Genomic DNA, 19,337 nt, shown 5'->3' on the forward strand with positions numbered 1-19,337 from the left:
GGGCGGCGTGTCGCCCCGCGACACGTCAACCTTTGGGTGGGATCGGGGGTCGGGTACTTGCGCGAACCGCCGCTCCCGTGTGGACTACGGCCACAGCCCCGGCATGGACGCCGGGCCGAATACTGGAGGTTATTCCCGTGAGCGCGACCGCGGACCCCGCGGACAAGTCCAACCCGGCGCTTCGTCTCGGCTTCGAAGAGGGCCAGATCATCCAGGAGCTCGGGTACGACGAAGACAGTGACCAGGAGCTCCGCGAGGGCATCGAGGACATCACTGGCACCGAACTCGTCGACGAGGACTACGACGACGTCGCCGACGGCGTCCTGCTGTGGCACCGCGACGAGGACGGGGATCTCACCGACGCCCTGGTCGACGCCCTGGAGTACCTGGCGGAGGGCGGCCTGATCTGGCTGCTCACCCCGAAGACCGGCCGCGACGGGCACGTGGAGGCGCACGAGATCGCCGACGCCGCGAAGACCGCCGGTCTCTCGCAGACCAGCTCGGTGGCGATCGCCAAGGACTGGGCGGGCACCCGCCTGGCCACCCCGAAGGCCACGAAGGCCGGCAAGCGCTGACCTTCGGACCGGGACCCGCGACGGGCCCCGTCGGCGAACCCGCCGACGGGGCCCGTCGTCGTTCCGGTCCGGTCCGCTCCGTTCACCCGGAGCGAACAGGGGCCCCGGACGGCCGGGCCCGCTCACCCGGACGGCCGAGCGGGAGCGGGCGGATGGGAGGATCGTGGCGACCGCACCACCGTTGAGGCAGGAAGGCCCCCTCATGAGCATCGAGATCGGCACCCAGGCCCCGGACTTCGAGCTGAAGAACCAGCACGGCGAGTCCGTGAAGCTGTCCGACTTCCGCGGCGAGAAGAACGTCGTCCTGGTCTTCTACCCGTTCGCCTTCACCGGCGTCTGCACCGGCGAGGTCTGCGAGATCCAGAAGGAGCTGCCGCGCCTGCAGAACGACGAGGTGCAGGTGCTCGCGGTCTCCAACGACTCGCCGTTCTCGCTGCGGGTCTTCGGCGACCAGCAGGGCCTGGAGTACCCGCTGCTGTCGGACTTCTGGCCGCACGGCGAGGTCTCCCGGGCGTACGGCGTCTTCAACGAGGAGAAGGGCTGCGCGGTGCGCGGCACCTTCGTCATCGACAAGGAGGGCACCGTCCGCTGGAGCATCGTGAACGGGCTGCCGGACGCCCGCGACACCCAGGAGTACCTGGCCGCCCTCGGCGCGCTCTGACGCTCCCGCGGACGCCCGCGGCGGGTCGGCGGAATTCTTCCGTCGGCCCGCCGGGCCGAGTCGCCGCCGCGGGCCGGGAACCCGGCACTACGATCGGGCCGTTGACGGATCGGGAACCCGACTTCTTGGAGGACCACGTGGGTGTCAGCCTGAGCAAGGGCGGAAATGTCTCGCTCACCAAGGAGGCGCCCGGCCTGACCGCCGTGGTCGTCGGCCTCGGGTGGGACGTGCGCACCACCACCGGCACGGACTTCGACCTGGACGCCAGCGCGCTGCTCTGCACCGAGCAGGGCAGGGTCCGCTCCGACGCCGACTTCATCTTCTTCAACAACCTGAAGAGCGCCGACGGCTCGGTCGAGCACACCGGCGACAACCTCACCGGCGAGGGCGAGGGCGACGACGAGCAGATCAAGGTGAACCTGGCCGCCGTCCCGGCCGACGTCGCCAAGATCGTCTTCCCGGTGTCGATCTACGACGCGGAGAACCGGCAGCAGAGCTTCGGCCAGGTCCGCAACGCGTTCATCCGGGTGCTGAACCAGGCGGGCGGCGCCGAGATCGCCCGCTACGACCTCTCCGAGGACGCCTCGACCGAGACCGCGATGGTCTTCGGCGAGCTCTACCGCAACGGCGCCGAGTGGAAGTTCCGCGCCATCGGCCAGGGCTACGCCTCCGGCCTGCGCGGCATCGCCCAGGACTTCGGCGTCAACGTCTGACCGGACGTCACGTCCGGCGCGGGCCGGGGCCGTTCGCGGCCCCGGCCCGTCGCGTTCCCGCGCTTCTCACTCGGGCGGCAGGGCCATCACCTGGTTGCCCTGGACGGCGATCAGCAGGTCCTCGCCGGCCGCCAGGTGCCAGGGCAGCTCGGCGCCCGCGTTGGTCTGGAAGACCCAGCGGACCTTGTGGTTCACCACGTCGACGGCGTAGATGCCGTGGTCGGCGGTGGGCACGAACAGGGTGTCCCTGACCAGCACCGGGTTGGTGTCCATCGAGACCTCGGTGGGCAGCTCCAGGTGCCACAGCTCGGCGCCGTCGGCGGCGTTGAAGGCCACCACCCGGGTCGGGGCGGTCGGGGTGTAGGTGGTGCCCTGGTAGGTCAGGGTCATCCCGCCGAGGATCGAGTACACGACGTGCTTGCCCGCCGCGGGCGCCGAGTACCACATCCGGGTCGAGCGGTCCGAGGTCTTCGCCCAGACCTGCTTGCCGTCGGCGACCCGCACGCCCTGGATGCCGTTCGGGTCGACCGAGCAGAACACCAGGCCGTCCTGCAGCACCGGCTGGTACGCCGAGCGGGAGTTGGTGGTGGCGAACCAGGTCTGGGTGCCGTCGGCCAGCGAGCGGGCGACCAGGTTCTCCTTGCTGTCGGTGTAGAGCAGGGTGTCGGCGGTCAGGTCGGAGCTGACCGTGTAGTCGGCGGTCTGCTGGCGGTGCTGGTTCCACAGCATCGAGCCGTCCTTGCGGGACAGCGCCATGATGCCCTTGCCGGTCCTGGCGCCCATGTCGGGCATGCCCTTGTCGTCCATCTGCAGGTAGGAGCACATCGCGTACACGGCGCGGTCGTCGGCGTTCAGCACCGTGTCCGAGGCGATCTGGGTGCCGTTCGGCTTGCCGCGCTCGGCCCGGTACTTCCACAGCACGGTGCCGGTGGCGGCGTCCACCGTGATCAGGTCGGCGACGGTGCCGTAGCTGATCGTGCCGCCCGCGCAGGCCAGGTTGTAGGCCATCGCGTCCTTGGTGATCCACTTCTCCTTGCCGTCGGCCAGGTTCACCGCGATCAGGTCGGCGTTGCCGAGGTGCAGCAGGCCGGGGGAGAAGGCCATGCCGAGGCTGCCGGCGTTGCTCGCCTCGGTCCGGTACGTCCACAGCGGGGCCGGGGGCATGCCGGGGGCGCGGCTCGGGGCGGCGCTCGACGCGGCGGCCGGGGAGGCGGTGCCGCCGGTCGGCGGGGCCGGCTGCGGGGCCGGGTCCTGCTTCGAGCCGCCCAGCGCCCAGGCGGTCAGGCCGCCCGCACCGGCCAGCACCACCGCGCCGCCGCCCAGCAGCAGCGCCCGGCGGGACGGGCGGGGGCTCCCGGCGGCCGGGGCGGCGCCGATCGGCGCGGTGGGGTGCCCGGCCACCGCGGCGGCCCCGGCCGCCGGGTGCGTGGGTGCCGGGCGCGCGGGCGGCGGGGCGTCGGTGGCGCGCAGGCGGACGGTGCCGCGGTCGGCGGGCTCGGCGGGCTCTGCGGGCTGGCGGGGTTCGGCGGGGGAGACCTCGGTGGGGGTGGGGACGGCGGGCGCGGCGGCGGCGGCCCGCCGCGGGTCGGCGGGGCGGACCGGGGCCTCCAGGTCCATCACCTCGGCGGCGTGGGTGGCGATGTCCGAGGCCAGCGCGACCGGCAGCCAGCCGGAGCGGGCCGGGGCGACCGGCTCGCCCAGCAGCGCGCCGAGTTCGGCCGGGGTCGGGCGGGCGTCCGGGTCCTTGGCCAGGCAGGCGGCCACCGCGGGCCGCAGCTGCTCGGGCAGCCCGGACAGGTCGGGCTCGTCGTGCACCACCCGGTACAGCAGCGAGGCCGCGGACGGGGAGCCGCCGTCCTCGGCGTGGTCGAACGGGCCGTGGCCGGTGGCGGCGTAGACCAGCACCGAGCCGAGCGAGAACACGTCGCCCGCCGGGCCCAGGCGGCGTCCGGCGGCCTGCTCGGGGCTCATGAACCCGGGCGAGCCGACCACCACGCCGGTGGAGGTCATCCGGTCGCCGTCCAGCGCCCGGGCGATGCCGAAGTCGATCACCCGGGGGCCGTCGGCGGCCAGCAGCACGTTGGACGGCTTGAGGTCGCGGTGCACCAGCCCGGCCGCGTGGATCGCGGACAGTGCCTGGGCCAGGCCCACGCCGAGGGTGCGCACGGTCTCCACCGGCAGCGGCCCGTGGCCGCGCACCGCGTCGTCCAGCGCCGGGCCGAGCACGTACGCGGTGGCCAGCCAGGGCGACTCGCCGTCCCGGTCGGCGTCCACCACCGGCGCGGTGAAGGTGCCGCCGACGGACCGCGCGGCGGACACCTCGCGGCGGAAGCGCTCGCGGAAGTCGGCGTCCCCGGCGAGGTCGGCGCGGACCACCTTGACCGCGACCGTCCGGCCGCCGGCCGAGCGGGCCAGGTACACCCGGCCCATGCCGCCGACGCCGAGTCTGGCCAGCAGGTGGTAGGGGCCGACCGACTCGGGGTCGGTGCGGTCGAGCGGTTCGAACGGCATCGCTACCGTGCTCCCTCTGTTCGTCCGTGTACGTGGTGCCGCGCGATGGTTCGTCCGGCGGTCCCGGCAGCGTACCGGCCGGGTTCCGGCGGGATTCCGGCCGCCCTCCGGCCGCTCCGGGCCGGGGCGCGGGCGGCGGGCCGGGCCGTGGGCGCTTGATAGATTCGGCCACGATCCGCACACCGGCCGGGTGCGCGCACGGGGTGGTCCGCCGCCGTCCGGCGGGACGACCGGGCCGGGTGGGGAACGGAGTTCAGGAAGTTCAGTCGGGTGTGCAGCACTGCACGGCCGCTCGGGGGCGTAGATCTCTTGGGGTGCGTCCGCCGGGCGCGCCCCGTCGGCCCTCCCGGGCGGTCGACGGCAGACCAGCGGTGCACACCCCGGGAGCCCCGGAGACGGGAGCTGGGAGGAAGTCCGATGTCCGTCACCCTCGCCAAGGGCGGGAACGTCTCGCTGACCAAGGCCGCGCCGAACCTGACGCAGGTGCAGATCGGCCTCGGCTGGGACGCCCGGTCCACCACCGGCGCGCCCTTCGACCTGGACGCCAGCGCGCTGCTGTGCTCCGGCGGCCGGGTCATCGGCGACGAGTACTTCGTGTTCTACAACAACCTGCGCAGCCCCGAGGGCTCGGTCGAGCACCAGGGCGACAACCTCACCGGCGACGGGGACGGCGACGACGAGGTCGTGCAGGTGCACCTCGACCTGGTGCCCGTGCAGATCGACAAGGTCGTGTTCGCCGTCTCCATCTACGACGCCGACGCCCGGCTGCAGAGCTTCGGCCAGGTCTCCAACGCCTACATCCGGGTGGTCAACCTGGCCGACGGCAGCGAGATCGCCCGCTACGACCTCTCCGAGGACGCGTCCAGCGAGACCGCCATGATCTTCGGCGAGCTGTACCGCTACCAGGGCGAGTGGAAGTTCCGGGCGGTCGGCCAGGGCTACGCCTCCGGCCTGCGGGGCATCGCGCTCGACTTCGGCGTCAACGTCCAGTAACCGCACCACAGTCAAGTCCGGAACGGGTCGATTCCGGCAGCCAGAAAGGTAGCTGACCCCGTGTTCCTCCGTACGTTCGGATGGTCCTTCGCCATCACGATCGCCGGCCTGATCGCCGCCGGCCTGATCTGGGGGGCCGAAGGATTCGGCGTCGTCCTGATCCTCTCGATCCTCGAGATCTCCCTCTCCTTCGACAACGCCGTCGTCAACGCGACCGTCCTCAAGCGGATGAACGCCTTCTGGCAGAAGCTGTTCCTGACGGTCGGCGTGCTGATCGCGGTCTTCGGCATGCGGCTGGTCTTCCCGCTGCTGGTCGTCGGCCTGACCGCGCACCTCAGCCCCGGCACCGTCATCTCGCTGGCGCTCGACTCCAGCAAGACCCACGACGGCCACACCTACGCCGAGTACCTGGACATGGCCAACCCGGCCATCGCGGCCTTCGGCGGCATCTTCCTGCTGATGATCTTCCTCGACTTCATCTTCGAGGAGAAGGACTTCAACTGGCTGCGCTGGCTGGAGAAGCCGCTGGAGAAGATCGGCAGGCTGGACGCGCTCTCCTCGGTCATCGCCCTGGTGGTGCTCGCCCTGTCCTCCCGCTTCTTCGCCGGTGACCGCGCCGAGACGGTGCTGCTGGCCGGTCTCTGCGGCCTGGCCACCTACCTCGCCGTCAACGGCCTCTCCGAGGTCTTCGAGTCCGGCCTGGAGGAGCAGCAGGAGGCCGAGGAGGAGGCCGAGCGCACCGGCAAGTCGATCGTCCAGGTCGGCGGCAAGGCCGCGTTCTTCCTCTTCATCTACCTGGAGGTCCTCGACGCGTCCTTCTCCTTCGACGGCGTGGTCGGCGCGTTCGCGATCTCCCAGGACATCTTCCAGATCACCCTGGGCCTCGGCATCGGCGCCATGTACATCCGGTCGCTGACGGTCTTCCTGGTCCGCAAGGGCACCCTGGACGACTACGTGTACCTGGAGCACGGCGCGCACTACGCGATCGGTGCGCTGGCGCTGATCCTGCTCGCCTCGATCAAGTACCACATCCCGGAGATCGTCACCGGCCTGATCGGCGTCGCCTTCATCGGCGCTGCCCTGGCCTCCTCGATGGTCCGCAACAAGCGCCAGCAGGCGCTGGAGGGCGCGGGCGCGGAGGGCTAGCGCCCGTCCTCGCCGCGAACGCCGAGAGCCGCGCCCGCCGGGGGATTCCCCGGCGGGCGCGGCTCTCTCGCTGCGTGCGGCGCTGCTCAGCCGAGCTGCTGCTCGATCGCCCGGAGCTTGCGCTCCAGCGAGTCCAGCTTCGGCATCGACAGGGTGTCCTCGTCCATCGTCAGGTCGACGCTGGAGGAGTACGGGGAGGAGTACGAGGAACCGTACGAGGAGGAACCGTCGCTGCTGCTCGACGAGGAGGAGCTGCTGGTGGACTCGACGGCGGCGCGGGGGCGGCGGCCGGCGTTCAGGGCGGCGGGCTCCAGGGCGGAGGCGCTCACCCGGTCGAGGGTGGTCTCCTCCGGGGCTAGGGCAGGCTCCGTCGTGGACGGGGCGTCGCTGCCGGCCGCGGCCAGCGCGGGCACCTGGCGGGCGTGCCGGGCCCGGGCCAGCACGCCGCCCTGCCGGGCGATCGCCTTCAGCTCGGCCCGCTCGCGGCGGTCGGCGCTGCGGGCGCGCAGCTTCGCGTCCAGCTTCGCCTGGCGCTCCTCGCGCACCTCCTCGACGGCCTCGTCCAGGCTGCGGACGTTCTCCAGCAGCATCAGCGACCAGGCCGCGTAGGTCTCGCGCGGGGCGCGCAGCCAGCGGACCACCCGGATCTGCGGCAGCGGGCGGGGCACCAGGCCCTGCTCGCGCAGCGCGGCCCGGCGGGTCTGCTTCAGCGCCCGGTCGAACAGCACGGCCGCCGAGATCGACATGCCCGCGAAGAACTGCGGGGCGCCGTCGTGCGCACCGCCGCGCGGCGCGTGCACCCAGTTGAACCAGGCCGAGGCGACCGCGAACAGCCACACCAGCATGCGGGAACCGAGCGCGGCGTCACCGTGGCTGGCCTCGCGGACGGCGAGCACCGAGCAGAACATCGCGGCGCCGTCCAGGCCGAACGGGACGAGGTACTCCCAACCGCCGGACAGGTTCAGGTTCTGCTGGCCGAAACCGACCAGGCCGTGGAACGACAGCGCGGCGGCCACGCCGGCGCAGCAGAACAGCAGCACGTACGACGCGCCGCCGTAGATGGCCTCCTTGCGGCGGCGGCGCTCCTCGCTGCGCTCCCAGGAGTCGCCGGTCGAGGTGCCGTCGGTCGACTTGTTGTTCTTGAAGCGCAGGAAGGCCACCAGGATGGCGGTGAACAGCAGGGCTGCACCGCCTACCACGGCCCAGACCAGCTGTATGGAGGAGAGGTTCATCGCGGGGAGGGCCTCGGCTTTCCGCAGGGCAGGGGGAAGAGAGGTGACGCACGGTACACCTGTGCGGAGAGACGATATCGCGTCCGGGGGGCAGGCATCGTACGGGAGTGACGAACCCTCTGCCAGCGGGGCGCGCCGGGCTCCTGACGTTGACTCAGGACCCGCCGGGTGGGTATGGGAGAGTTCGAGAAGGTACCGGTGCTGGGGGAGGACACGATGGTCTCGGTGTGGGAGTTCCTGAAAGGGGACCGCAACGACAGCTTCGACACCGGAGGGCAGTTCAAGGTCACGCTGACCAAGTCCCATCCGCAGCACGCCATCACCGGCTCCGCGGCCACCACCGGCTACCTGTACATCAACCTGCACTGGTCGACCCGCACCGCCGAGGCCCCCGGCGCGGGCAGCGCGCTGCGCCGCTTCTTCGACCCGCGCATCCTGCGCCCGCTGGCCCCGGCCACCGCCGGGTCCGCACCGGTGAGCGTCGACCTCGACCTGGCCTGCATGTACGAACTCGCCGACGGCACCCGGGGCGTGGTGCAACCGCTCGGCCGGCTGTTCGGCGACCTCAACCGGCCGCCCTACATCAAGCTCTCCGGCGACGACGTGTCCGGTGCGCCCTCCGGCGAGACCATGCACATCAACCTGGAGAAGAAGGACCAGTTCAAGCGGCTGCTGATCTTCGTCTACATCTACGACGACACCCCGGCCTTCGACCGCACCCACGCCGTGGTCACCATCGTCCCGCAGAGCGGTCCGCGGATCGAGATCAAGCTCGACGAGCGCGCCCCGGCGGCCCGTTCGTGCGCGGTGGTGCTGATCGAGAACGACGGCGAGGGCAAGCTGACGATCCGGCGCGAGGTGCGGTACGTGCACGGGTTCCAGTCCGACCTGGACCGGCTGTACGGCTTCGGCATGCAGTGGGAGCGCGGCTACAAGACGCCCGCCGCCCCCGCCGAGCCCGGGAGTTGACGCACCGGCCCGGCCGGTGACCGGTGATCGGCAGCGGCGGACGGACGGCGGGGGCGGGAGCGGACGGCGGCGGGGCCCGGGGTCAGCGGGGTTGGAACTGCGGGCCCTGCGGCGGCAGCGCGAACGGCGGACCGGACTGCTGCTGCGGGGGCCGGGGCTGCGGGGGCTGCGGCTGGGCCGGGGGCTGCTGCTGGGGGTAGCCGTAACCCTGGGGCTGCGGCTGGGGCTGCGCCGGGGGCTGCTGGGGGTAGCCGTAGCCCGGGGCGGCGGCGGGCTGCGGGTAGCCGTAACCGCCGGGCTGGTGCGGGGGCTGCTGGGGCGGCGGGTAGCCGTAGCCCGGCTGCTGCTGCGGGTAGCCGTAGCCGCCGGCCTGCTGGGCGTGGTGGACGGTCGGCGGCAGCGCGGGCGGGGGCGGCGGGGCGGTGACCGGTGCGGCCGGGGGCTGGGCGGGCCGGGCCTGCTGGGGCTCGGGGGCGGGCTGTTCGGCGGCCGGGGCCGGGGTCGGCAGGGGTGCTGCCGGGGCGATCGTCCAGTCGTCCTCGTCGACCGGGAGCGGCGCGGGCTGCTGCGGCCGGGCCTGCGGGGCCCGGGCGGGGACGCGCGGGTCCCCGCTGTGGTCGGTCAGGTCGACCGCGGAGCCGCCCCGGTCGTCGTCGTCCGCGTCCTCGACCGCGATGCCGAAGTCCGTGGCCAGCGCGACCAGCCCGTCCGCGTAGCCCTGGCCGACCGCGCGGAACTTCCAGCCGCCGGAGCGCCGGTAGAGCTCGGCGGCGACCAGCGCGGTCACCTGCTCGCCCTCGTCGACCACGAACTCGGCCAGCGCGGGCGCCCCGGCGGGCGCGGCCGCGTCGAACAGCAGCACCCGCAGGTCGGGCACGGCGGGGAAGGCGCCGCCCTCCGCGGAACCGGCCAGCACCACCCGGTCGACCTCGGCGGGCAGTTGGGCCAGGTCGATCTCCAGCCCGTCCAGCACCGACCCGTCCGCGACCTGCTTGGGCAGGTGCCGGACCAGGCCGGACGGGTGCCGCGGCTGGTTGTAGAACACGAAGTCCGAGTCGTCGCGGACCTTGCCGCGCTCGGTCAGCAGCAGCGCCGAGGCGTCCACGTCCGGGATGCCCGGGGTGTCCGTCCACTGCAGGACGGCACGGACGGCGGGAACCGTCAGCGGGATGTTGGCGCCCTTGGCCATCACGTGCGTCATGGCGCACCATCCTGCCGCCTGTCGGGGGCCCGGGACAACGCGGGGCGCGGCGGCGTGGCGGGGCGGCTGATGACGGGGCCGACAATCTTGCGAGAATTCGATGTTTCGAACTCTTTCGTCGAGGTCATCCGGTCGTACGATAAGCGGCCAACGGCCCCGGTGCTCCCCACCTCCACGACGGCGCCGGCGTCCCGGCGAACTTTCCGGCGGCGCCGACCGTCCCATGGACAGAGAGGCGTCAGCCGTTCCCGCCCCGGCGGGCCCACCAGACCACAGCGGGAGAGCACCTTGCGCCACTTCGGGCATCTCGCGGACGACGTCCGCAGTCGGCTCTTTCACGAGCAGCCCGCCGCCTTCGACCGCGACAGCGAGGCGGCCGTCCTCGCCACCGCCCTCGGCGCCACGCTCTACAGCCCCGCCACCCGGCCCACGCTGGCCCGCGACGTCCGCAGGCAGGCCGCCCGCGGCGTGGTCTCCATGGTGCTCTGCCTGGAGGACGCGATCGCCGACCACGAGGTCGACGGCGCCGAGCGGAACCTGGTGGAGCAGCTCACCGACCTCGCCGAGCAGGGCGCCGACGCCGAACTGCCGCTGCTGTTCGTCCGGGTCCGGGCCGCCGAGCAGATCACCGACCTCGCCCGGCGGCTCGGCCCCGCGCTGCGGCTGCTCAGCGGCTTCGTGGTGCCCAAGTTCACCGAGGACAGCGGCCTGCCCTTCCTGGAGGCGCTGACCGCCGCCGAGGAGCGCAGCGGGCAGCGGCTGTTCGTCATGCCGGTGCTCGAATCGCCCGAACTCGCCCACCTGGAGAGCCGCCGCGAGCAGCTGCACGGCATCGCCCGGCTGCTCGACAAGCACCGCGCCCGCGTCCTGGCCGTCCGGCTCGGCGTCACCGACCTGTGCTCCGCGTACGGGCTGCGCCGCTCGCCCGACCTGACCGCCTACGACGTCGCCCTGGTGGCCGGGGTGATCGGGGACGTGGTCAACGTGCTCGGCCGGGCCGACGGCACCGGGCACACCGTCACCGGGCCGGTCTGGGAGTACTTCCCGCTCCAGGAGCGGATGTTCAAGCCCCAGTTGCGCCGCACCCCGTTCACCGAGGTCACCCCGCCCGCCGACCGGGTCCGCCAGCGGCTGATCGAGCACGACCTGGACGGGCTGATCCGGGAGATCGAACTCGACCGGGCCAACGGGCTGCTCGGCAAGACCTGCATCCACCCCAGCCACGTCGCCGCCGTGCACGCGCTGTCCGTGGTCACCCACGAGGAGCTCTGCGACGCCCGGGACATCCTGCAGCAGCACCGCGGCGGCGGCGGGGTCAGCCGCTCCGCCTACACCAACAAGATGAACGAGGCCAAGCCGCACCGGGCCTGGGCCGAGCGGGTGCTGCTGCGCGCCGAGGTGTTCGGCGTCGCCCGGCCCGAGGTCACCTTCGCGGAGCTGCTGTCCGCCTGCATCGGCTGAACGCCCCCGGCGCGGGCGGTCGTTGACGGCGGGTCAACCGATCGGCCGATGGGCCGGTCGGTCGGACGGCGCCGTCTTCCTGGCCGGTCGGCTGATCCGGGTGCCCCGGGACGCCCCGTACGCTCGACATCGAACCGCACGGCCGTGCGGTCGCGTCCGTCCCACTGGCACCACCTGCACCACCTGTACCGTCCGCCCCGCCTCCGCGCCGCCTTCGCACCGCCCGCCCGTACCGCCGCCTCGCTCGTCGAGAGGAGCCCCGATGACCGCCGACACCACCGCCACCGCCACCCCCGGGCCCGTCGGGGCCGAACCCTGGCCGGGCCAGTGGGTCACCGACCGGCTCGGCCTGCGCCTGACCGGCGGGCCCGAACTGGCCGGGCTGATCGGCCTCGCGCTGCGGGTCAACCCCAAGCGCGCCCACCTGCTGGTCTCCCGGGTGCTGGGCAAGCACGTCCCGCAGCGGCCCGCGACGGTGCACGGCGCCGGGCTCGACCTCGGCCGCCGGGTCGCCGAACTGCTCGGCCCCGAGGACGCCGCGCACGCCGTCGTGCTCGGCTACGCCGAGACCGCCACCGCCCTCGGGCACAGCGTCGCCGACGGCCTCGACGCCCCCTACCTGCACTCCACCCGCCGCCCCGTCCCCGGCGTCGCCCCGGTCGGCGGCTTCGAGGAGGAGCACTCGCACGCCACCAGCCACCTGCTGCTCCCCGAGGACCCGCTGCTGCTGGCCGGGGACGGCCCGCTGGTGCTGGTCGACGACGAGTTCTCCACCGGCACCACCGTCATCAACACCATCCGCGCCCTGCACGCCGCCCACCCGCGCGAGCGGTACGTCGCCGTCGCCCTGGTCGACCTGCGCACCCCCGCCGACCGCGAGCGCCTGCGCGTCGCCGCCGCCGAACTCGGCGCCCGCCTCGACCTGGTCGCCACCGCCGCGGGCGGCGTCGAACTGCCGACGGACGTGCTGGAGCGGGCCGGGGAGCTGATCGCGGCCGCCCCCGCCCCACCGGCCCCGACCGGCCCGCCCGGCGAGCTCACCCGGCTCGACCTGCCCTGGCCCGCCGACCTGCCCGACGGCGGCCGCCACGGCTTCACCCCCGCCCACCGCCGCCGCCTCGACGCCGTCCTGCCCGCCCTCGGCGCCCGCCTCGCCGCCGCCGTCGGCCCCCGCCCCGGCCGGGTCCTGGTGCTCGGCTGCGAGGAGCTCATGTACGCCCCGCTCAGGCTCGCCGGAGCCCTGCAGCAGGCCCTGCCCGACGCCGAGGTGCGCTTCTCCACCACCACCCGCTCCCCGGTGTTCGCCCTGGACGACCCCGGCTACGCCATCCGCACCCGGCTCGCCTTCACCGCCCACGACGCCCCCGCCGACCGCTCCACCGAGCGCTACGCCTACAACGTCGCCCCCGGCGCCGACCCCGCCCGCCGCTTCGACACCGTCGTCCTGGTCGTCGACGACCCGGCCGACACCCCCGCCCTGCACCACGGCCCCGACGCCCTGCTGCCCGCCCTGCGCACCACCACCGACCGGGTGGTGCTCGCCGTTCTCCCGTCGTACCGTCCCGCGCCACCCGCCCGACGCCCCGCTGCCCGAGCATGACCCCGTACCCGTCGAAGGCACCCAGCATGACCGCACGCACCGCCCCGCCCACCGCCCGCCCGCTGCACGGCCCGGCCTTCTCCAGCTACCCGGCCGCCGACGTCACCTGGCTGCTCAAGGACCTCTCCGACGTCCACCTCGAAGCGCCCACCGAGGAGCGCGAGGAGGCCGTGCAGTCCGGCGGCGCCCACTACGCCGAGTCGCTGCCCGTCGAGTACCAGCCCAGCGCCGCCTACCAGCAGCTCTTCCACACCGCCCTCGACGCCTCCGCGACCCGCCTGGCCACCGCCGTCGGCACCGTCGCCGAGACGCTGCTGCGCGAACGCGGCCCGCAGCTGGTGCTCGCCTCGCTCGCCCGGGCCGGCACCCCCGTCGGCATCCTGATCCGCCGGTGGCTCGCCCACGCCCACGGCCTGGACGTGCCGCACTACACCGTCTCCATCGTCCGCGGCCGCGGCATCGACCAGGTCGCCCTGCGCCACCTCGCCGCCCACCACCGCCCCGCCGACGTCGTCTTCGTCGACGGCTGGACGGGCAAGGGCGCCATCACCCGCGAACTCGAACAGGCCCTGGCCGGCACCGGCTTCGACCCCGAGCTCGCCGTCCTCGCCGACCCCGGCGGCTGCGTGCGCACCTACGGCACCCGCGACGACTTCCTGATCCCCTCCGCCTGCCTCAACTCCACCGTCTCCGGCCTGGTCTCCCGCACCGTGCTGCGCGCCGACCTGATCGGACCGGACGAGTTCCACGGCGCCAAGTTCTACCGCGAGCTCGCCGGGGCCGACGTCTCCCGCCAGTTCGTCGACGCCGTCGCCGCCGCCTTCCCGGCCGTGGCCGACGCGGTCGCCGCCGAGACCGCCCGACTCGCCGCCACCGACCGCACCCCCACCTGGGAGGGCTGGGCCGCCGTCGAGCGGATCAGCGCCGAGTACGGCATCGACAGCGTCAACCTGGTCAAGCCCGGCGTCGGCGAGACCACCCGCGTCCTGCTGCGCCGCGTCCCCTGGCGCATCCTCGCCCGCCGCGGCGCCGGGGCCGACCTCGACCACGTCCGGCTGCTGGCCGAGCAGCGCGGCGTCCCGGTCGAGGAGACCGACGAGCTGCCGTACACCTGCGTCGGCCTCATCCACCCGCGCTACACCCGCGGCGCCACCGGCGCGGACGGCACCGCCGTCCACACCTGACCCCCGCCCCCGAACGAAGGAGACCCCGCCCGTGCCGCAGTTCCTGGTCGCCAGCGACCTCGACCGCACCCTCGTCTACTCCAACCGCGCCCTCGCCCTGGACGTGCCCGACCGGCTCGCCCCGCGGCTGCTCGCGGTGGAGGTGCACGACGGCCGGGCGCTCTCCTTCATGACCGAGCAGGCCGCCGCCCTGCTCGCCGAGATCGCGGACCGGGCCCCGGTCGTCCCCGTCACCACCCGCACCCGCGCCCAGTACGAGCGGATCCACCTCCCCGGCCCCACCGCCGACTGGATCCCGCCGTACGCGGTCTGCGCCAACGGCGGCCACCTGCTCGTCGACGGCCGCCCCGACCAGGACTGGCAGCGGGAGGTCCGCACCCGCCTCGACGCGGAGAGCGCCCCGCTCGCCCGGGTCGTCGAGCACCTCGCCCTCACCGCCGACCCCGAGTGGACCCACAAGCGGCGCGTCGCCGACGAGCTCTTCGTCTACCTGGTCGTCGAACGCGCCGAGCTCCCGCCCGGCTGGGTCGACGACCTCACCGCCTGGTGCGCCGAACGCGGCTGGACGGTCTCCCTCCAGGGCCGCAAGGTCTACGCCGTCCCCGCCCCGCTCTCCAAGGGCGCCGCCCTGGCGGAGGTGCGGCGGCGCAGCGGCGCCGGGACCGTCCTGGCGGCGGGCGACTCCCTGCTCGACGCCGAACTCCTCCTCGCCGCGGACCTCGCCTGGCGCCCCGGCCACGGCGAGCTCGCCGAGACCGGCTGGACGGCGGAGGGCGTCACCGCGCTCACCGAGACCGGGGTCGGCGCGGGGGAGGAGATCCTCCGGCAGATGCTCAAGCACCTCGGCTGACGCGGGGCCCGAGGGGCCGGGCCCCGCACCGCGTCCGGAGCGCGACCGGAGCGTGGACCGGTGGGCGTCCGCGTCGCCGCCCGGTGCGTGCGCCCGGTATCAGCCGCAGCAGCCCCCGCCGCAGCAGCCGCCGCCACCCCCACCGCCGGCGGCCGGGGCCGCGGAGGTCTTCGCGCCGGTGACGGCGACGGTGGAGAGCAGCTTGACGGTGTCGGCGTGCCCCTCGGGGCAGGTGGCCGGGTCGTTGGCCCGGGCCATCGGGCGATTGAGCTCGAAGGTGGCGCCGCAGGAGCGGCAGCGGAAGTCGTAACGAGGCATACCGAGCAGGGTACCCAGGGGGTCGCCCGGGAACGGGTCAGTGGCCGCGGATCATCGTGACCACTTCGGCCGCGGTCTCCCGGACGGCGGCGAGTTCGGTCAGGAAGCGCCAGTAGTCGGGGTGCCGACCGGACTCCTCCAGCGCGGCGACGGCTCGGTCCAGGCGGCCCACCGCGGCGTCGAGCGGCCCGGCGTGGCGCGGGTCGGGGGCCTGCCGCCCGGCCATCGCCAGGCGCTGGGCGTCGCGGATCGCGAACCGGGCCCGCTCGATCTCCCGGTGCGGGTCGTGCTGCACCTCGTTGAGCTGCTGCAGCCGCTCGTTGACCGCGGTGACCGAACCGCCCGCGGTGTCCAGCAGCGCACGCACGGTGCCGATCGCCGCCGTCGCGTCCGCCCAGCGCTGCTCGTCGCGGGCCCGGCCCGCCTCGGTCAGCTTGGCCCGGGCGGTGCGGACGGCGTCGGCGGTCTGCGCGGGCACCTGCTGGAGGTCCTGCCAGCAGGCGGTCGAGAACCGGCGGCGCAGCTCGCTGAGCGCCGGGTCGACGGTGTGGGCCCGGTTCTCCAGGGCGTCGATGCGGGTGCGCAGCGAGGCGATCCGGCGGTCGATCTCCGCGGCCCGCTCCGGGAGCTGCGCGGCCTCGGCCCGGACGGCCTCGGCCCGCCGGGCGACGTCCTCGGCCCGCTGCAGGGTGGCGGGCACGCCGTGCTGGGAGACGCCCTGGTTCAGCCTGGTCAGCTCGGGCGCGAGCTCGGCCAGCCGGGTCGCCAGGTCGTCCGCCCGCAGGCCCGCGCCGCGCGCCTGCTCCAGGGCGGTGGTCGCCGCGAGCAGCGCCTGCTTGGCCCGTTCGACGGCGGGCGTGACCCGGATCAGCTGGGCCTCGGCGTGGTCGAGGACCGGCTGCAGGCGGCCGACGAATGCGCCGAGCTCGGCGCGCTTGGCGTCCAGTTCGCGCTTGGCCTGGTCGAGCTGCTGCCTGGCCCGGGCGACGGCCCCCGGGTCGGCCTCCGCGGACTCCAGGTCGACCGAGTCCAGCGCGCCCAGGTACGCGACGGTGACCTGGTCGATCCGGGCGGTCAGGTCCGCGAACTCCTGCTCCACCCGGCGGGCGGTGGCGGGCTCGCCCGCGGACTTCACGGTCTCCACGGCGAGCAGCGCGTCGCGCTGGGCCGAGTCCAGCTCGTAGAACGACTCCTGGGCCGCCTCCCGGGCCGCCCTGGCGTCCGCGCGCGCGCCGTCCCGGCGGCCGCCGCCCCACCAGCCGCCCCGACCCCCGCCACCGCCGCCGGCCACCCTCACCACGCGCTCCCTGCTCCGGATCCGTCCCGCCGCTTCCTCCGCCATTCTTGCCGATCACCCGCCCCACCCGGCACCCCCCGTCCGTCTCCCCCGTCGGACAGGGGCGGCACAGCACTCCCCGGACCGGGTAGTCTGTCCACTCGTCGTGTGACCGGCCGCGCCGGTCCACTTCGGCGAGGGCGCATAGCTCAGCGGTAGAGCGCCGCCCTTACAAGGCGGATGTCGGCGGTTCGAAACCGTCTGCGCCCACACTGGAGATGCAGGTCAGAGGCCCTTTCACCCCTCGGGGGAAGGGGCCTTCGACGTTGTGGTGCGCCTGCGGCGCGCGTCGGTGACCCGGAACGTCCCGAGGCGGATGCCATCGGTCCGAACCGCCGGTGACCACCGAGGGCCCACAGCTCGGGGGCACTCCGCGATGCTCGTCGGCACGACGGTGGCACCGAACGACTCCGCACGTACCTCGAAGCGCGCGGTCCCCTGGCAGTCAGCGAGGAGGACCACTGGTGGAGCACGGGCTTCGACCGCCTTCCGGGCAAGGAGTTCCAGGTTCTTGCGTTGCGCGGGCGGGGGCGGAGCCGGTTGCATGGCGGCATGGCAGACGCGGGGGCCGGGCGGCCGGTGGTGTACCTGTTCGGGTCGGGGGCGGGCGTGGTGTCCGGGATCGGCGGGGCGGTGCGGGCCGGGCTGGGGCGGGGGTGGGACGTGGCGGTGGGGCTGACGCCGGTGGCGCGGGAGTGGCTGGCGGCGCAGGTGCCTGAGGTGGAGGAGCTGACCGGGCATCCGGTGAAGTCCGCGTACCGGCGGCCGGGGCAGCCGGACGTGCTGCCGCCCGCCGACGCGGTGCTGTTCGCCCCGGCGACCTTCAACTCGGTCAACGCCCTGGCGCTGGGCCTGACGTCGTCCTGGGTGGCGGGCTACGCGGCGGAGGCGGTCGGCAGGGGCGTCCCGGTCCTGCTGATGCCCTGCGTGAACACGGCCCTGGCCGCCCACCCCCAGTTCCCGCGCAGCCTGGCCGCGCTGCGCGAGGCGGGCGTCCAGGTCCTGTTCGGCGAGGGCGCCTTCGTCCCGAACGAGCCCGGCGCGGCCGCCCCCTACCCGTGGGACGTCGCGCTGGACGCGGTCGACCGGGCGCTGGAGGCTCGGCGGCGCGGTGAGGGGCGGGCGCGGTGAGCGGCGGACGGGGTCAGAGGAGCTTGCGCGGGGCGACGGCCGGGCCCGGGTCGGCGGGGGTGCGGTGCGGGTGGAGCAGGGCGGCCGCGCCGCGGAGCCGGGCGGCGGTGCGGGCGGGGAGGACGAGGGTGTAGAGGTGGCCCTCGCCGCGGGGGCCCTCGACGAGCCAGGAGGTCCAGGGGAGTTGGAGGGTGGCGGCGGGGCTGAAGGCGAGGGGGCGCTGCCCGGCGAGGGGGAGGTCCTGGAGGCCGAGGCGGCACCAGTTGGAGAGGGTGAGGGTGCGGCGGGACGGGTCGAAGCCGACCGGGAGGCAGGCGGCGGCCCGGTCGCGGCCGATCCGTTCGAGGAAGCGCAGGTTGCTCCGGACGCTGAGGTGCTTCTCGGTGAACTCCTCGACGGCGGTGCGCAGTTCGGCGGCGTACCGGGCGGGCGGGGTGCCGGGCCGGTAGGGGAGGCGGATCTCGCCGAGCAGGTTGCCGAGGGTGGTGTCGGGCAGGCCGAGGACGCGGCGGAGGTTGACCGGCACGGTGAGGGTCTGCTCCTCGTCGCCCGCGCCGTCGACCTCGCGCAGGACGTGCAGCAGGTGGGCGCAGAGGGCGTCGTTGGTGGAGAGGCGGCGCCCGGCCTCGGCGCTGTGGGCGGCGCGCAGGCGCTCGGTCTCGGCGGGGGAGAACCAGATCTGGACGGTGCGGTTGGCGAGCCCGGCGGCGGCGACGGCGCGGCGCAGTTCGGCGGCCTCGGCCGGGTCGGGCAGGCGCAGGGAGGGGGTGCCGCAGTCCGCGGCGGGGAGGTGGGCGTCGAGGTGGAGGTCGCGGTCGGGCGCGCGGACGGGTTCGGGCGGTTCGGTGCCCTCGGTGCAGGCGGACCAGGTGCGCACCAGCAGGGCGAAGGTCTGCATGTCGCCGACGGCGTGGTGCCAGGAGACGCCGAGCGCGCAGGTGCCGTCGGCGAGCCGGTTGAGCCGGACGGTGAGCAGCGGCAGCGGTGCGCGGCGGGCCTCGGCGGCGCGGACGTGGTCGACCAGGCCGCTGTTGGGCAGCACCATCCGGTCGAGGGCCTCGGTGAGGGTGTACGGGGCGTCGGCGACGGTGAAGGGGACGCCGCTGTCGTCGGGGTCGATCCACAGGTCGCCGCGGTCGTCGGTGCGCAGCCGTCCGGCGAACTCGGGGAGCCGCTCCAGGGCGCGGGCGAGTCCGGCGGCGAGGGCGTCGGGGTCGAGCGGCTGCGCGTGGAAGAGGACCACGGAGACGGGCAGGTCGGCGAGGAGCAGGTCGCCGACGGAGCAGCGGACGGGCCCGGGCCCGGACGGTCCGCCCGGGCGCCCGGCCCGGACGGTGCGGGTCTCGGTGTCGGACGCCAGTGTGCCGGCCATGCAGGTCCCCTCCCCGGATCGACGGGGGAACGATAGGGCGCCGCGGCCGGGGGAACCAGAGGTGCCCGAACGACCGGTTCCGGT

15 protein-coding genes, 1 tRNA gene and 1 pseudogene are annotated in these 19,337 nt (G+C 74.4%); 11 read left to right on the plus strand and 6 right to left on the minus strand.

What is annotated here, in order from left to right; genetic code table 11:
• Positions 1-137 precede the first annotated feature (137 nt).
• The 3 genes from QSK52_RS23160 to QSK52_RS23170 all read left to right on the plus strand — a co-directional run bounded on the left by QSK52_RS23160 (position 138) and on the right by QSK52_RS23170 (position 1,949).
• Entirely contained in the window at positions 138-575 is a 438-nt protein-coding gene (locus tag QSK52_RS23160; protein WP_285738055.1) for a DUF3052 domain-containing protein, read from the plus strand.
• A 202-nt stretch (positions 576-777) separates the two neighbouring features.
• The gene (locus QSK52_RS23165) at positions 778-1,236 is read left to right on the plus strand and encodes a peroxiredoxin (protein WP_285738056.1); all 459 of its coding nucleotides are present in this window, start codon (positions 778-780) and stop codon (positions 1,234-1,236) included.
• Positions 1,237-1,373: 137 nt separating this feature from the next.
• Positions 1,374-1,949, plus strand: a complete 576-nt coding sequence (locus QSK52_RS23170) for a TerD family protein (protein WP_285738165.1) — start codon at positions 1,374-1,376, stop codon at positions 1,947-1,949.
• 66 nt (positions 1,950-2,015) lie between these two features.
• On the opposite strand, the gene QSK52_RS23175 is transcribed toward QSK52_RS23170, so the two are convergent.
• Entirely contained in the window at positions 2,016-4,460 is a 2,445-nt protein-coding gene (locus tag QSK52_RS23175; RefSeq protein ID WP_285738057.1) for a protein kinase domain-containing protein, read from the minus strand.
• A gap of 417 nt (positions 4,461-4,877) precedes the next feature.
• Between QSK52_RS23175 and QSK52_RS23180 the strand changes: the two genes are divergently transcribed.
• Together QSK52_RS23180 and QSK52_RS23185 are read left to right on the plus strand one after the other, a co-directional pair.
• On the plus strand, positions 4,878-5,453 hold the full coding sequence (locus QSK52_RS23180; RefSeq protein ID WP_033222315.1) for a TerD family protein: 576 nt from the start codon (positions 4,878-4,880) through the stop codon (positions 5,451-5,453).
• Positions 5,454-5,513: 60 nt separating this feature from the next.
• Positions 5,514-6,599 (plus strand): DUF475 domain-containing protein, encoded by a 1,086-nt coding sequence (locus QSK52_RS23185; protein ID WP_285738058.1) that lies wholly within the window; start codon positions 5,514-5,516, stop codon positions 6,597-6,599.
• An 86-nt stretch (positions 6,600-6,685) separates the two neighbouring features.
• Here the strand turns inward: QSK52_RS23185 and QSK52_RS23190 are convergent, their stop codons facing one another.
• Positions 6,686-7,831, minus strand: a complete 1,146-nt coding sequence (locus QSK52_RS23190) for a DUF2637 domain-containing protein (RefSeq protein ID WP_285738059.1) — start codon at positions 7,829-7,831, stop codon at positions 6,686-6,688.
• A 174-nt stretch (positions 7,832-8,005) separates the two neighbouring features.
• Between QSK52_RS23190 and QSK52_RS23195 the strand changes: the two genes are divergently transcribed.
• Positions 8,006-8,800: a TerD family protein gene (locus tag QSK52_RS23195; RefSeq protein WP_435053329.1), complete on the plus strand. Its 795-nt coding sequence runs from the start codon at positions 8,006-8,008 to the stop codon at positions 8,798-8,800.
• A gap of 82 nt (positions 8,801-8,882) precedes the next feature.
• Here QSK52_RS23195 and QSK52_RS23200 read toward each other — a convergent pair whose 3' ends face one another.
• The gene (locus QSK52_RS23200; RefSeq protein ID WP_285738060.1) at positions 8,883-10,001 is read right to left on the minus strand and encodes a TerD family protein; all 1,119 of its coding nucleotides are present in this window, start codon (positions 9,999-10,001) and stop codon (positions 8,883-8,885) included.
• 288 nt (positions 10,002-10,289) lie between these two features.
• Between QSK52_RS23200 and QSK52_RS23205 the strand changes: the two genes are divergently transcribed.
• The 3 genes and pseudogenes from QSK52_RS23205 (at position 10,290) to QSK52_RS23215 (ending at position 15,096) form a co-directional block, all read left to right on the plus strand.
• Positions 10,290-11,462, plus strand: coding sequence for an HpcH/HpaI aldolase/citrate lyase family protein (locus tag QSK52_RS23205; RefSeq protein ID WP_285738061.1), 1,173 nt, complete (start codon positions 10,290-10,292; stop codon positions 11,460-11,462).
• 262 nt (positions 11,463-11,724) lie between these two features.
• Positions 11,725-14,246: pseudogene (locus tag QSK52_RS23210) on the plus strand (phosphoribosyltransferase).
• Between the two features lie 31 nt (positions 14,247-14,277).
• Positions 14,278-15,096, plus strand: coding sequence for an HAD family hydrolase (locus QSK52_RS23215; protein WP_285738062.1), 819 nt, complete (start codon positions 14,278-14,280; stop codon positions 15,094-15,096).
• Positions 15,097-15,195: 99 nt separating this feature from the next.
• Here QSK52_RS23215 and QSK52_RS23220 read toward each other — a convergent pair whose 3' ends face one another.
• A complete protein-coding gene (locus QSK52_RS23220) occupies positions 15,196-15,414 on the minus strand; it encodes an FmdB family zinc ribbon protein (RefSeq protein ID WP_285738063.1) in 219 nt (72 codons plus the stop codon).
• Between the two features lie 37 nt (positions 15,415-15,451).
• Positions 15,452-16,711 carry a hypothetical protein gene (locus tag QSK52_RS23225; protein ID WP_435053330.1) on the minus strand — a complete coding sequence of 420 codons (1,260 nt, stop codon included), beginning with the start codon at positions 16,709-16,711 and terminating at the stop codon, positions 15,452-15,454.
• 177 nt (positions 16,712-16,888) lie between these two features.
• Here QSK52_RS23225 and QSK52_RS23230 point away from each other — a divergent pair.
• Positions 16,889-16,960: transfer RNA gene (locus QSK52_RS23230), tRNA-Val, on the plus strand.
• Positions 16,961-17,302: 342 nt separating this feature from the next.
• Positions 17,303-17,881, plus strand: a complete 579-nt coding sequence (locus QSK52_RS23235) for a flavoprotein (RefSeq protein ID WP_285738064.1) — start codon at positions 17,303-17,305, stop codon at positions 17,879-17,881.
• Between the two features lie 13 nt (positions 17,882-17,894).
• Here QSK52_RS23235 and QSK52_RS23240 read toward each other — a convergent pair whose 3' ends face one another.
• Complete coding sequence (locus QSK52_RS23240; RefSeq protein WP_285738065.1) at positions 17,895-19,253, minus strand: acyltransferase; 1,359 nt, start codon at positions 19,251-19,253, stop codon at positions 17,895-17,897.
• Positions 19,254-19,337 lie beyond the last annotated feature (84 nt).

It is taken from the genome of Kitasatospora phosalacinea, from assembly GCF_030268885.1.
Classification (GTDB): domain Bacteria; phylum Actinomycetota; class Actinomycetes; order Streptomycetales; family Streptomycetaceae; genus Kitasatospora; species Kitasatospora phosalacinea_C.

Excerpts from the sequence above, each read along its gene's own strand:
- QSK52_RS23220 (WP_285738063.1), bottom strand. The coding sequence starts at position 15,414 with ATGCCTCGTTACGACTTCCGCTGCCGCTCCTGCGGCGCCACCTTCGAG.
- QSK52_RS23235 (WP_285738064.1), top strand. The coding sequence starts at position 17,303 with ATGGCAGACGCGGGGGCCGGGCGGCCGGTGGTGTACCTGTTCGGGTCG.
- QSK52_RS23180 (WP_033222315.1), top strand. The coding sequence starts at position 4,878 with ATGTCCGTCACCCTCGCCAAGGGCGGGAACGTCTCGCTGACCAAGGCC.
- QSK52_RS23190 (WP_285738059.1), bottom strand. The coding sequence starts at position 7,831 with ATGAACCTCTCCTCCATACAGCTGGTCTGGGCCGTGGTAGGCGGTGCA.
- QSK52_RS23195 (WP_435053329.1), top strand. The coding sequence starts at position 8,006 with ATGGGAGAGTTCGAGAAGGTACCGGTGCTGGGGGAGGACACGATGGTC.
- QSK52_RS23165 (WP_285738056.1), top strand. The coding sequence starts at position 778 with ATGAGCATCGAGATCGGCACCCAGGCCCCGGACTTCGAGCTGAAGAAC.
- QSK52_RS23200 (WP_285738060.1), bottom strand. The coding sequence starts at position 10,001 with ATGACGCACGTGATGGCCAAGGGCGCCAACATCCCGCTGACGGTTCCC.
- QSK52_RS23240 (WP_285738065.1), bottom strand. The coding sequence starts at position 19,253 with ATGGCCGGCACACTGGCGTCCGACACCGAGACCCGCACCGTCCGGGCC.
- QSK52_RS23175 (WP_285738057.1), bottom strand. The coding sequence starts at position 4,460 with ATGCCGTTCGAACCGCTCGACCGCACCGACCCCGAGTCGGTCGGCCCC.